This window comes from Pseudomonas mosselii (assembly GCF_005796105.1).
GTDB classification, from domain to species: domain Bacteria; phylum Pseudomonadota; class Gammaproteobacteria; order Pseudomonadales; family Pseudomonadaceae; genus Aquipseudomonas; species Aquipseudomonas mosselii_C.
Genome location: NZ_VAUO01000003.1, coordinates 173,296 through 186,262 on the forward strand (window position 1 = coordinate 173,296; position 12,967 = coordinate 186,262).

Below are 12,967 nucleotides of genomic sequence, written 5' to 3' on the forward strand. Positions count from 1 at the left end.
CAGACACTGGGGAACATAAGCGTCAATCGTAAATTGGGGATCGGTTTCGGGCTGGTGCTGCTGCTAACGCTAGGCATCACCTTCACCGGCTGGATGGGCATCGATAATGTCACCAAGCGCGGCGACACGCTCGGCAATATCTCGGTGATCCACCAGTACACCCAAGACCTGCGCATCGCCCGCCAGCACTATGAACGCACCCGCGACGACGTTGCCGTGGCCGAGCTGGAAAAGGCCCTGGCCAATATCGAACGCCAGGTACAGTCAATGATCGGCCAGATCGAACAGCCTGCCGACCATCAACGCCTGCTCCAGCAGCAGGAAGCCGTGCGTCAGTACCAAGCCGCGTTCGCCGAGCTGCGCCAGGCGGCCCAACGCCGCGAGGCCGCCCGTGGTGTACTGGGCGACAGCGCCGACAAGGCCGCTGCACTGATGGACAAGACCCAGCAGCGCCTGCTGCAAGCTGGCGATATCCAGCAATACCAGGAGGCCGTGCAAGCCAGCGCCTTGCTGCAACAGGCACGCTTCCAGGTACGCGGCTACACCTACAGTGGCAAAGCCGAGTTCCAGCAGACCGCGCTCGACGCCATCGATCAATCACTGGCCCTGCTCAAGTCCTTGCCGGCACGCCTGCCTGCCGAATATGCCGCCAGCCTCGATGACGCCGCCAGTGCCATGGCCGCCTACCGCGACGCGGTGAACCAGGTCGGTAGCGCCCAAAGCGCCAATGAACAAGCCTTGCAGCGCATGGCCGACCAAGGCCAGGTACTGCTCGAAACCAGCCAGGCACTGACCAAATCGCAGACCGCCGTTCGCGACCAAGGCACCCAGCAAGCCAAGACCCTGCTCGGGGGCGCCACCACCTTGGCCTTGCTGCTCGGTATGCTGGCAGCCTTTATCATCACCCGGCAGATCATCGTACCGCTGCGCCAGACCCTGGCCGCCGCCGAACGCGTGGCCAATGGCGACCTGCGCCAGGACCTGCTGGTAGAGCGTCGCGACGAGCTGGGCCAGCTGCAAACCAGCATGCAGCGCATGAACCAGGGCCTTCGCCAGCTGATCGGCGGCATCGGCGATGGCGTCACGCAGATCGCCAGCGCTGCCGAGGAGCTGTCGGCGGTGACCGAGCAGACCAGCGCCGGGGTGAACAACCAGAAGGTCGAGACCGATCAGGTCGCCACTGCCATGAACGAAATGGCCGCTACCGTGCAAGAGGTCGCGCTCAATGCCGAACAGGCCCGCGAAGCCGCCCTGATGGCCGACCAGCAAGCCCGCGAGGGCGACAAGGTGGTCGGTGAGGCGATCGCCCAGATCGAGCGCCTGGCCTGTGAGGTGATCAACTCCAGCGAGGCGATGAACCAGCTCAAGGCCGAGAGCGACAAGATCGGCAGCGTGCTCGATGTGATCAAGTCGGTGGCCCAGCAAACCAACCTGCTGGCGCTCAACGCCGCCATCGAAGCCGCCCGTGCGGGCGAGGCCGGGCGTGGCTTCGCAGTGGTGGCCGATGAAGTGCGTAGCCTGGCCCAGCGTACCCAGCAGTCCACCGAGGAAATCGAAGAGTTGATCGCCAGCCTGCAAAATGGCACCCAGCGAGTCGCCAGTGTGATGGACAACAGCCGTGCGCTGACCGACAGCAGCGTGGAACTGACACGCCGTGCCGGTGGCTCGCTGGGCACCATCACCCGTACCGTGTCGTCGATCCAGGCGATGAACCAGCAGATCGCCACCGCCGCTGAGCAGCAAAGCGCAGTCGCAGAGGAGATCAACCGCAGCGTGATGAACGTGCGCGACATTTCCGACCAAACCTCCGCGGCCAGCGAAGAAACCGCCAGCTCCAGCGTCGAGCTGGCCCGCCTGGGCACGCACCTGCAAGGGTTGGTGGGCCAGTTCCGGCTGTAGTCGATCTGCGGCTCGGGCGTTCGGAATGAGCGCCCGAGCAAAATGCCCACCACGCCACGGGAAATCTCCTACAGCATTTACAGGTCCAGTCCTACGCAACCCCGGCCGATGAGCTGAGGGTCCGCGCCTTGCGGCGTGTACCCCTTTCCATTGCTGGAGACTCATCATGCTCGGACCTTTCAACAGGATGCTCAGCCACCTCAGCGTTCGCGCGAAACTGGCCAGCGGATTCGCCGTAGTACTGCTGCTGACCCTGCTCACCACACTGACCGGCTGGTTCGCCTTGGACGATGCCATCGAACGCTCGGAAAAGCTCACCCAGATTGCCCACCTCAACGACTACAGCAAGGACCTACGCGCCGAGCGCATCACCTATCGCGTACTCGCTGACGAGCACAGCCGTACCCAGGTAGAAAGTGCGATCCAGCAGATCGAAGGCCTGCTTGACCAGATGCGCCCGCGTTACAACAGCCCTGAAAGCCTCCGCGTGCTAGCCAACACGCGCGACATCGTCAGTCGCTACCGGAGCGACTTCAGCAACCTGCAAAAGGCAGTAGCCACACGCCAGCAGCAACAGCAGGCACTCACGACGCAGCAGACAACGCTGGACACGGTCAGTACGCAGGTGCAGCAAAAATTGGTGGTACAGCTGAGTCAAGTGGATCAGACGGCCACGAAAAGCCAGGCCTTCTACCTATTGGATAAGGTCATCCGGCACATCGAAATGTCCAGCCAGAGCGCTGCAAGCCCAGCCTATTTCAGCGAGCCGCTGCAAGCCTTCGCGCAAGTCGGCCAACCTGCCGTTGCCTCTGCCGACGCCGCTCTAGGTGAATTGCGCACGCTGCTGCCCCAGGCTCAGCAACTGATCGAGCCATTGAGCAATCACCTGGCGCGCTACCGCGAGCAGTTGCAGCAATACGCCCGCGCCGCCATCGCCGTCGAAGAGCTACAGGCCGACATGGAGCGGTTGGGCGACCAGATCACCGCCAGCAGCCGTGAAATGAGCGACAACCAAGTCGTGCTGCGCGACCAGCAAGCCTTGGCCGCCCGCAGCCTGATGAGCAGCGTGGCGCTTATAGCCCTGTTGATCGGCAGCCTGGCAGCCTTGCTGATCAGCCAGCAGATCACCGGGCCGCTGCGTCTGACCCTGCAACAAGCCGAGCGCATCGCTCATGGCGACCTGAGCCAGGTCGACGAGGTGCACCGTGAGGATGAACTAGGGCAATTGCAACGCAGCATGCGCAGTATGACCTTGAGCCTGCGCGAGCTACTGGGCGGTATCGACAAAGGGGTGTCGCGACTGTCCCAGGCTACGACTGAACTGTCGTCGGTCAGCGTGCAGACCCAGCAGCGTGTCGGCCAGCAGCGCGAGGAAACCGACCAGGTCGCCACGGCCATGAACCAGATGAGCGCTACCGTGCAGGAGGTGGCACACAACGCCGAACTGGCCTCTCAGGCGGCGACCACGGCCGATCAGCAGGCGCAAGTGGGGGATCAGGTGGTGGCCGAGGCGATCGGCCAGATCGAGCAACTGGCCGAGCAGATGGACCATTGCCTGGGAGCGATGAACCACCTGGCAGCGGAAAGCGAGCGGATCGGCACGATTCTCGATGTGATCAAGTCGGTATCCGAGCAGACCAACCTGCTGGCCCTCAACGCCGCCATCGAAGCGGCACGCGCCGGTGAGGCAGGACGCGGGTTCGCGGTGGTGGCCGACGAAGTACGCGGCCTGGCCCAACGCACCCAGCAGTCCACCGAAGAAATCGAAAAACTGATCGAAAGCCTGCACGGCGGTACCGACCAAGTGATGACACTACTGGGAGACAGCAAGCGCTTGACCGAGCAGAGCGTCGAACTCAGCCGCAAGGCGGGCGAAGCGCTGGGGCAAATCACCAGCACCGTGTCGACCATCCAGGGCATGAACCAGCAGATCGCCACGGCCAGCGAAGAACAGAGCGTGGTGGCCGAGCAGATCAACCGCAGCGTGATCAATGTGCGCGACGCCTCGGACCAGACCAGCACGGCCAGCGAGCAGACAGCAGCATCAAGCGTCGAATTGGGGGACTTGGGGCGGGAACTGCGTACGATGGTGGGGCGTTTCAGGCTCTGAAACAGCTACAAGCTGCAAGCTGCAAGAAAAAGCCAGACCGCGACATCCCTACATTCTGGGTCTGGCGTTGCTTGTCGCTTGCAGCTTGCAGCTTGCTACTGCTTCACAGCACCTGGCGCAGAAATGCCTGGGCACGTGGGTCTTTCGGCGCATCGAAGAACGCCTGGGGCACCGAGTCCTCCAGCAGCTTGCCGTGATCGAAGAACAGCACGCGGTCGGCCACTTCACGGGCAAAGCCCATCTCGTGGGTGACGCAGACCATGGTCATGCCTTCCTGGGCCAGGGTCTTCATCACGTCCAGCACCTCGCCGACCATCTCCGGGTCGAGCGCCGAGGTGGGCTCGTCGAACAGCATCACCTTGGGCTCCATCGCCAGGGCGCGGGCAATTGCCACGCGCTGCTGCTGGCCACCGGACAGGCGCGAGGGGTACTCGTTGGCCTTCTCGGCGATGCCGACCTTTTTCAGCAGCGCGTGTGCTTTGGCTTCGCGTTCGGCCTTGTTGCGCTTGCGCACCACCTTCTGTGCCAGGCACAGGTTCTCCAGCACAGTCATGTGCGGGAACAGGTTGAAGTGCTGGAACACCATGCCGACTTCGCGGCGGTAGGCGTTGATGTCGGTCTTCGGATCGTCCAGTTGCAGGCCGTCGATGGCCACATGCCCGGCATCGAAATGCTCCAGGCCGTTGAGGCAACGCAGGAAGGTCGACTTGCCCGAGCCCGACGGGCCCAGCACCACCACCACCTCTCCCTTGGCCACGCGGGTGGTGACGTTGTCCACGGCGCGAACCAGCATGCCGCGGGTGTCGAAGACTTTCAGCAGGTCACGAACTTCAATCACTTTGCGCAAGCCTCCGCTCAAGCCGGCTGGCGATATGCGACAGCGGCAGGTTGATCAGCAGGTACAGGCCAGCCACGCAGAACCAGATCTCGAAGGTCGAGAACGAGGTGGTGATGGCTTCGCGACCGCTCTTGGTCAGCTCGGTGATCGCGATCACCGACACCAGCGAGGTGTCCTTGACCAGGCTGATGAACTGCCCGGCAAGTGGCGGCAGCACACGTTTGAAAGCCTGCGGCAGGATCACGTGGCGCATCGACTGGCTGCCGTTCAGGCCCAGCGAGCGCGCAGCCTCGTTCTGGCCCTTGGCGATCGACTGCACGCCGGCACGCACGATCTCGGCCACGTAGGCGCCAGTGAACAGTGCCAGCGCCGCGACCCCGGCGAACTCGCGGGACAGGTTGAGCACGGTGCCGATGAAGAAGTAGAAAATGAAGATCTGCACCAGCAGCGGCGTACCGCGCACCAGCTCTACATACACCGTCGACAAGTCGCGCAGGGTCGGGTTGGCGGACAACCGGCAGAGGCCTGCGAACAGGCCGATCAACAGCCCCAGGGCACCGGAAATCACCGAGATCCACAACGTAGTCCACAGGCCCCAGGCCAGGGGGCCTGCGGCCCAATGACGGGTGACGCCGATGGCATCGCCTTCGGCCACATCGTCGCCACGCGATAATTGCAGGCTGTCGTTGGCCACGTCGATGACTTGCGTGGTGCCGCTGTCATCTTTCAGGGTGACCCGGGCGTTGTCGCCGGACACCACGATTTGCTCGACGGTGCCGTAGTTGGCGGCACGCTGGGTTTCCTCGGCCTTGTAGGCGAAGTATTGCGGAACGCGGTTCCAGCGCCACTCGTAGGAAATCATCGAGGTGGCCAGGTACAGGCTAACCGCCAGGCCCACCAGGACCAGCGCGGTCAGCCCATGCCAGGGCCACTGAGCTTTCTTGTGTTTGATCACGTGTCAACTCCAGAAAGCGACAAGCCGCAAGCTACAAGCTGCAAGGCAAGCGGACCCAAGGTGGACCTGCTTCTTCTTGCAACTGGCAACTTGCGGCTTGCAGCTGTCTCTTATTCCATTTCCTTCAGCCAGTCCTTGCTCTTGAACCACTTATCGTGGATACGATCGTAGGTCCCGTCATGCTTGATCTGGTGCAGGAAGTTGTTGATGTAGTTGATGCTGTCGTAGTCGCCTTTCTTCAGGCCGAAGGCCAGCGGCTCGTAGGTGAAGGGTTCTTCCAGGAACACCAGCTTGCCAGCGCCGGCTTTCTCCACGGCAACCACGTTGTAGGGCGAGTCGTAGACAAAGGCATCGGCCTTGCCGTTGACCACGTCCATCACGCCTTCCTGTTCGTTGTCGTAACCGTGGTACTTGGCTTTGCTGATCAGCTTCTTGGCCACCATCTCGCCGGTGGTGCCGAGCTTGGAGGTCAGGCGGTACTTCTCGTTGTTCAGGTCCTTGTACGACTTGATCTCACCGGCCAGTTCCTTGCGGATCAGCAGGGTCTGGCCGACCACGATGAAGGGCTCGCTGAAGTTCAGGCGCAGGTTGCGTTCCTGGGTCAGGGTCATGCCGCTGCCGATGAAGTCGAACTTGTCGGTCATCAGGGCCGGGATGATGCCGTCGTACGCGGTGGAAACCATCTCCAGCTTGACGCCCATAGACTTGGCCATCGCCTTGAGAATGTCCACCTCGAAGCCGATGATCTCACCGCGCTTGTTGGTCATCTCGAACGGCATGTAGGTCGGGTCCATACCGACACGCAGGGTGCCGCGCTTGACCGCATCGTCGATGGCGCCAGCCTGGGCTGTGCTCACCGCGACCAGTGCGGTCACGCCGAGCAGCAGTCGCGACAGGTATTTCTTCATCATCACCAAGTCCCCTGAAAAAAATAGTCTGCAGTTGTTCTTATAGGCACGGCCGTACCGACCTGTGCGATATGTCGGGTGGGATGCTAACGCATGCGCGGCCTGGGACCTAGTGCCGGGGGGGACTTTGTTGGCCAAATTCGCCGCAAAAGCATCGCGGGCAAACCCGCCCCCACAGGTCGGTGAAGATCCTGTGGGAGCGGGCTTGCCCGCGATTGGGCCGCTAAGCAGCCGCTAAGCGCATCAAGCCAAAGCCGGCTGGGCCTGGCTCTCTGGATGCAGCGGCAGCAGTGGCGAGTGCGGATCGTTGTCGATCGATGCGCGCCACACGTCGATCCACGCCGAGTGATGCCCGGCCCAGACCTGCTCGTGCAGGCGCGACAGAGCCACTGGATCGCTCAGCAAGGCCAAGCGGGTATTGCCGTCCAGCCCCTTTGGCCCGACTTCCAGCGCCTTGGCCACTCGCTCGGCACGCAACGCCTCGATTGGCGCAGCCTTGCCATGCCGCGCCGTGGCCATGGCACAAGCCAGCGCGTTCTGGCGCGGGTCGACCACGGCCCGCACGAAACCGTCGTGCAGGGCGTGCCAGCGGTTCTCGTGGGTGTACTGGTCGGTGGCCAGCAGCGCTTGCGGCGTGGCGTACTCCTCAGGAATCAGGAACAGCTTCTCGTCACGGGCCGCCAGGCCCAGGCGCACACGGCTGGAGATAACCGATACCGGGATCGACAACACCAGCGAACCCACGATTGGCGCCAGCCACCACAGGAAGCTCGGATTCAACCATGCCACCAGGCCAGCCCAGGCAACGCCGAGCAGGGTCTGCGGACCGTGGCGGCGTACCGCCTCGCTCCATGGAGTGGAGTCATCGTCACGCTGCGGCGAGTTCCAGGTTGCGGCCCAGCCGAGGAACGCAGCCAGCACGAAACGGGTGTGGAAGATCATCCGCACCGGCGCCAGGAGCATGGAAAACAGCATCTCCATCAGCATCGACAGGGTGACTTTGACGCGCCCACCGAATTCGGTGGCGCCCTTGGCCCAGATCAGTACCACGCTCAGCAGCTTCGGCAGGAACAGCAGCACAATGGTGGTGGAGAACAGCGCGATGGCTTTTTCCGGGTGCCACTGCGGCCACAGCGGGTAGAGCTGGAACGGCTCGATGAAGTATTGCGGCTCCATCAATGTGTTGGTCGCCAGCAACGCCGTCGACAACACCAGGAACAGGAACCACAGCGGTGCCGACAGGTACGACATGACACCGGTGAGGAACACCGCGCGGTGTACCGGGTGCATGCCCTTGACCAGGAACAGGCGGAAGTTCATCAGGTTGCCGTGGCACCAGCGACGGTCACGCTTGAGTTCATCGAGCAGGTTCGGCGGCAGCTCTTCGTAACTGCCCGGCAGGTCGTAGGCAATCCAGACGCCCCAACCGGCACGACGCATCAACGCGGCTTCGACGAAGTCGTGGGACAGAATAGCCCCGGCGAACGCGCCCTTGCCCGGCAACGGCGCCAACGCGCAGTGCTCGATAAAAGGCTTCATGCGAATGATCGCGTTGTGGCCCCAGTAGTGCGACTCGCCCAGTTGCCAGAAATGCAGGCCGGCGGTGAACAGCGGGCCATACACCCGGGTGGCGAACTGCTGCATGCGTGCATACAGGGTATCCATGCCCGAGGCCTTCGGCCCGGTCTGGATGATGCCCGCATCCGGGTTGGCCTCCATCAGGCGCACCAGGCTGCTCAGGCATTCGCCGGTCATGACGCTGTCGGCGTCGAGCACGACCATGTACTTGTACTCGCCACCCCAGCGACGGCAGAAGTCGTCGAGGTTGCCGCTCTTGCGTTTGACCCGGCGCCGACGGCGGCGATAGAAGATGCGCCCGAAACCTTTGGTCTCGCGGCACACGTCCAGCCAGGCCTGTTGCTCGGCCACGGCGATATCGGTGTCGTTGGTGTCGCTGAGCACGAAGAAGTCGAAACGGTCGAGGTTGCCGCTGGCGGCCACCGACTCGAACGTCGCCCGCAGGCCGGCGAACACACGCGGCACATCTTCGTTGCAGATCGGCATAACCAGCGCGGTGCGCGCCTCGGGAGCGATTGGCTCATTGCCTGCGCTGCTGCCCGAGATGCGGTACTTGTCACGCCCGGTGAGCAGCTCCAAAAAGCCCATCAACGCGGTCCAGAAACCGGCCGATACCCAGCAGAACAGGATGCCGAACAGCACCAGGATGGACGTCTGCAAGGCATACGGCCAGACCTGCACCACGGTGTCCCACAGCGGCTGGTTGAAGATCTCGTCGAAATCGACGAACGACCAGCCCTGGTAAGGCAGGATACCCTTCATGTACCAGCCGGCAACGAACGTCTGGCCGATCATCAGGGTCAGCAGGATGTAGCGACGGATCGAGCCAACCGTACGCCAGCGCGCTGGCGGCAGCTCGCGCTTGGGCGGCTGCGGGGCGTTGGTGCGACCGGTCATGCGCCGCCAGATACGGATCAGCACGTTGGTGCGCCACGGCTCGGGCACGACCTTGGTGCGCTTGATCGGCGGGGCGATCTTCAGGCACAGCCGCCCACTGCCGTCGACGCCGAGCATTTCGGCCTCTTCCAGCTCGGCGGCGCTGCCAATAGTCAGGCGCGAACCCACCGAGGCCTGCACGGCCTCGGTAGTGCTGGCGGCAGGTTGCGCCGCCAGGCGTTGGTGCAGCTCGCTGAACGAGGTGCAGCTAGCGAGTTCCGCACGCTGCTCGTCGCTCAGAGGAAGGTGGGCCAGGTATTCGCCAAGCGATTCTGGCCTTGGGCTTGAGTTACTCATCGGCAGGCAACTGATAGCTCCAGGTCTCGGTCAGCACTTTCTCAGTGGTGGCCGGGGCCTCGGTGGTGGACGCCGCGTCGGCGGCAGGTTGCTCGGCAGCTTTCTCAGCCTTGGCTTTCTCGGCCTTGGCGTGGACGTTCTTGGCGGCGGCCTTGGTTTCCTTGGCAGGCTTAGGCTGCTCGACCGGCACGTCACGCACCAGGGCGGCACGCATTTCGGTGGACTTCTTCGGATCCTTGATCTTCAACCGCAGGGTCAGGCGCCAGCCTTTGGTTTCCGGGTTGTAGCGCAGGTTGTTCTCGACCACCTCGGCGTTGTCGCCGGTGCTGACCTGGCTACGCACAGCGGCGTCGGCCGGCAGGGCGGCGAGGTTGGGGCCGACGAAGTCGACCAGCAGGGCGACGCTGCCATCGAGCTGGCGAATCAGGTTGGCTTGCTTGACGTCACCGCTGGAGCGTAGGGTCTGCTTGACCCAACCCAGGTCCTGGGCGTGCAGTTGGTCTTCCTTGATGGTCCAGCGCAGGCGATAGTCGTACTCGAACGGCTTGCCTGGCTCAGGCAAGGTTTCCGGGCTCCAGAAAGCCACGATGTTGTCGTTGGTCTCGTCGGCGGTTGGGATCTCGACCAGATCGACAGTGCCTTTGCCCCAGTCGCCTTTAGGCTCGATCCAGGCGCTCGGGCGCTTTTCGTACTCGTCGTCGAGGTCTTCGAAGTCGCTGAACGCGCGCTGGCGCTGCAAGAGGCCGAAACCACGCGGGTTTTCCACGCTGAAGTTGCTGACTGCCAGGTGCTTTGGGTTGTTCAGCGGGCGCCACAGCCATTCGCCGTTGCCCGCGTGGATGCTCAGGCCTTCGGAGTCGTGCAGGGCCGGACGGTAGTTCTGTACCTTGGACGGCTGGTTGGGACCGAACAGGAACATGCTGGTCAGCGGGGCGATGCCCAGGCGGCTGACGTGGTCACGCAGGTACACGCGCGACTTGACGTCGACCAGGGTGTCTTCGCCCGGACGCAGGGTCAGCTTGTAGGCCCCAGTGGAACGCGGCGAGTCGAGCAGTGCGTAGATCACCAGATGCTTGTCGTTAGGCTTGGGCTTCTCGACCCAGAACTCGCGAAAACGCGGGAACTCTTCGCCCGACGGCAGTGCGGTGTCGATGGCCAGGCCACGGGCCGACAGGCCGTAGCGGTGGCCCTTGCCGACCACGCGGAAGTAGCTGGCGCCAAGCAGGGTCATGATCTCGTCCTGCTTGTCGGCCTTGTTGATCGGGTAGAGCACGCGGAAGCCTGCATAACCCAGGTTCTTGGTGGCCTCGGCGTCATGCGGCACGTCGCCGAACTCGAAACGGCTTGGGTCGTACTTGATCTCTTCGACCTTGTTGGCGGTGATCTCGTTGATTTTCACCGGCGTGTCGAAGTGCATGCCCTGATGGTAGAAGGACAGCTTGAACGGCGTCTTGTCCTTGGCCCACTCGGCCTTTTCCTGGAGGAAGTGGATCTTCTGGTAGTCGGCGTACTTCATGTCGCGGAACACCGGCGGCAGATTGCTCTTCGGTGCCTCGAACTTCTGACCGGCCAGATCCTTTGCCTTGGCTGCAACATCGTCCAGATTGAATGCCCACAGCTGGCCTGCGCTCATCAGGCCGACCAGCGCAACGCCAGCCAGCACGACCTTACGTAGCCGGGTGCCGGGGATTCTTGGTGCAATACAGGGGCTTACAATCACGAGCAATCCTCGCCGAAAAACAGATCATGAAACCAACGGCCAGCGACAAATGCCGGGTTGGCGAGCACTGTTCGGACCCCGTGAGGGCGTAATGATTCCCCAAACGGATCCAGACAATGCTCGTGTCAAAGTGAACCGAACCTACGAACGCAGGCTCACGCAGCGCGCGATTATCCAGCAGGTCGCGTTACAACGCATCAGGCTGGACAAAGTATTTATCGTACAAAACCCCTTGTTTTCCTACAAACAAGGGGTTTTTTGACCTCATATTTGTAACATAAATGTTACCGGGCCATCATTGACCAGGTGAACCTGCATATCGGCACCAAAACGCCCGCTGGCCACGTTCGGGTGTTGGCGCCCAGCCTGCGTGAAAAGATACTCGAACAACTCGGCGCCAAGTGCCGGAGGGGCCGCGGTCGAGAAGCTCGGGCGCATGCCGCTGCGGGTATCTGCCGCCAGGGTGAATTGTGAAACCAGCAGCAGCCCACCGCCGACATCTGTCAGCGAGCGATTCATCTTGCCCTGCTCGTCACTGAACACCCGATAGTTGAGCAGCTTGTGCAGCAGTTTATCGGCATGTTCCCGAGAATCTTCAGGCTCAACCGCCACCAGCGCCAGCAAACCCTGGTCGATGGCGCCGACGATCTCGCCGGCAACTTCGACCCGTGCGCCGCGCACACGCTGGATCAGGCCTTTCATGCTTCGTCCAGGGGCAGGTCGAGCAGGCGGCGGGCCATCTGGTCGGCAGCGCGCACCAGAGCATCGGTAATACCGGGTTCGGAGGCCGCGTGACCGGCGTCGCGGATCACCTTCAACTCGCTGTTCGGCCAGGCCTGGTGCAGCGCCCAGGCGTTATCCAGCGGGCAGATCACGTCATAGCGGCCATGCACGATCACCGCTGGCAGGTGGGCAATCTTCGGCATGTCGCGGATCAGTTGGTCCGGTTCGAGGAACGCGTTGTTAGTGAAATAGTGGCACTCGATGCGGGCAATCGACAGCGCGCGCTGCGGCTCGGAGAAACGATCGACCACCAACGGGTTGGGACGCAGCGTGGCGGTGCGCCCTTCCCAGGTGGACCAAGCCTTGGCCGCGTGCATCTGGGCGATCTGGTCGTTGCCGGTAAGGCGCTTGTGGAAGGCACCGACCAGGTCGCCCCGCTCTTCGGGCGGGATCGGCGCGATGTAGTCCTGCCAGTAGTCGGGGAACAGGCGGCTGGCACCTTCCTGGTAGAACCAACTGATCTCCTGCGGGCGGCACAAAAAAATGCCACGCAGGATCAAGCCGTGCACGCGTTCTGGGTGCGTCTGGGCATACGCCAGGGCCAGGGTCGAACCCCATGAGCCGCCGAACAACACCCACTTGTCGATCCCCAGGTGCTCGCGAATACGCTCGAGGTCCTCGACCAGGTGCCAGGTGGTGTTGTTCTCCAGGCTCGCATGGGGCGTGGAACGGCCGCAGCCACGCTGGTCGAAGGTGACGATACGGTACAGGTTCGGGTCGAAGTAGCAACGGCTCTGGGCATCGCAACCAGCGCCAGGGCCGCCGTGGATGAACACCACTGGCAGACCTTCTGGCGAGCCGCTTTCATCGACGTACAACACGTGCGGCGCTTCCACGGCCAGATCGTGCCGGGCGTAGGGTTTGATCTGCGGGTACAGGGTCTGCATTGCGCACTCCGTGTGAGGATTTAGTCAGCCGTTGGGCATCATAAACCTGAATTGCG

Annotated in this window: 9 protein-coding genes and 2 pseudogenes; 4 read left to right on the forward strand and 7 right to left on the reverse strand. The window is 62.7% G+C overall.

Annotated elements, in window-relative coordinates; translation table 11 throughout:
• Positions 1 to 93 precede the first annotated feature (93 nt).
• The 4 genes and pseudogenes from FEM01_RS24725 to FEM01_RS24740 all read left to right on the forward strand — a co-directional run.
• Positions 94 to 1,038 (forward strand): annotated as a pseudogene (locus FEM01_RS24725) (methyl-accepting chemotaxis protein); the annotation flags it as partial.
• A gap of 147 nt (positions 1,039 to 1,185) precedes the next feature.
• Positions 1,186 to 1,899, forward strand: coding sequence for a methyl-accepting chemotaxis protein (locus tag FEM01_RS24730; protein ID WP_416781174.1), 714 nt, complete (start codon positions 1,186 to 1,188; stop codon positions 1,897 to 1,899).
• A gap of 187 nt (positions 1,900 to 2,086) precedes the next feature.
• Positions 2,087 to 3,106 (forward strand): annotated as a pseudogene (locus FEM01_RS24735) (methyl-accepting chemotaxis protein); the annotation flags it as partial.
• Positions 3,107 to 3,304: 198 nt separating this feature from the next.
• Entirely contained in the window at positions 3,305 to 4,009 is a 705-nt protein-coding gene (locus tag FEM01_RS24740; RefSeq protein ID WP_416781175.1) for a methyl-accepting chemotaxis protein, read from the forward strand.
• Positions 4,010 to 4,112: 103 nt separating this feature from the next.
• Here the strand turns inward: FEM01_RS24740 and FEM01_RS09955 are convergent, their stop codons facing one another.
• The 7 genes from FEM01_RS09955 to pip form a co-directional block, all read right to left on the reverse strand.
• Positions 4,113 to 4,847, reverse strand: a complete 735-nt coding sequence (locus FEM01_RS09955; protein ID WP_138219270.1) for an amino acid ABC transporter ATP-binding protein — start codon at positions 4,845 to 4,847, stop codon at positions 4,113 to 4,115.
• Positions 4,840 to 5,802, reverse strand: coding sequence for an amino acid ABC transporter permease (locus FEM01_RS09960; protein ID WP_138219271.1), 963 nt, complete (start codon positions 5,800 to 5,802; stop codon positions 4,840 to 4,842). Before FEM01_RS09960 ends, FEM01_RS09955 begins: the two co-directional genes overlap by 8 nt.
• 110 nt (positions 5,803 to 5,912) lie before the next feature.
• Positions 5,913 to 6,710, reverse strand: coding sequence for a transporter substrate-binding domain-containing protein (locus FEM01_RS09965; protein ID WP_138219415.1), 798 nt, complete (start codon positions 6,708 to 6,710; stop codon positions 5,913 to 5,915).
• A 243-nt stretch (positions 6,711 to 6,953) separates the two neighbouring features.
• Positions 6,954 to 9,521: a glucans biosynthesis glucosyltransferase MdoH gene (gene mdoH, locus FEM01_RS09970; RefSeq protein WP_138219272.1), complete on the reverse strand. Its 2,568-nt coding sequence runs from the start codon at positions 9,519 to 9,521 to the stop codon at positions 6,954 to 6,956.
• Positions 9,514 to 11,241, reverse strand: a complete 1,728-nt coding sequence (locus FEM01_RS09975) for a glucan biosynthesis protein G (protein ID WP_205884547.1) — start codon at positions 11,239 to 11,241, stop codon at positions 9,514 to 9,516. The genes mdoH and FEM01_RS09975 overlap by 8 nt, the downstream gene beginning before the upstream one ends.
• A 264-nt stretch (positions 11,242 to 11,505) precedes the next feature.
• On the reverse strand, positions 11,506 to 11,943 hold the full coding sequence (gene dtd / locus FEM01_RS09980; protein WP_138219273.1) for a D-aminoacyl-tRNA deacylase: 438 nt from the start codon (positions 11,941 to 11,943) through the stop codon (positions 11,506 to 11,508).
• Entirely contained in the window at positions 11,940 to 12,911 is a 972-nt protein-coding gene (gene pip, locus FEM01_RS09985) for a prolyl aminopeptidase (protein WP_138219274.1), read from the reverse strand. The genes dtd and pip overlap by 4 nt, the downstream gene beginning before the upstream one ends.
• Between the last annotated feature and the right edge of the window lie 56 nt (positions 12,912 to 12,967).

Excerpts from the sequence above, each read along its gene's own strand:
- FEM01_RS24730 (WP_416781174.1), top strand. The coding sequence starts at position 1,186 with ATGAACGAAATGGCCGCTACCGTGCAAGAGGTCGCGCTCAATGCCGAA.
- FEM01_RS24740 (WP_416781175.1), top strand. The coding sequence starts at position 3,305 with ATGAGCGCTACCGTGCAGGAGGTGGCACACAACGCCGAACTGGCCTCT.
- FEM01_RS09965 (WP_138219415.1), bottom strand. The coding sequence starts at position 6,710 with ATGAAGAAATACCTGTCGCGACTGCTGCTCGGCGTGACCGCACTGGTC.
- mdoH (WP_138219272.1), bottom strand. The coding sequence starts at position 9,521 with ATGAGTAACTCAAGCCCAAGGCCAGAATCGCTTGGCGAATACCTGGCC.
- dtd (WP_138219273.1), bottom strand. The coding sequence starts at position 11,943 with ATGAAAGGCCTGATCCAGCGTGTGCGCGGCGCACGGGTCGAAGTTGCC.
- pip (WP_138219274.1), bottom strand. The coding sequence starts at position 12,911 with ATGCAGACCCTGTACCCGCAGATCAAACCCTACGCCCGGCACGATCTG.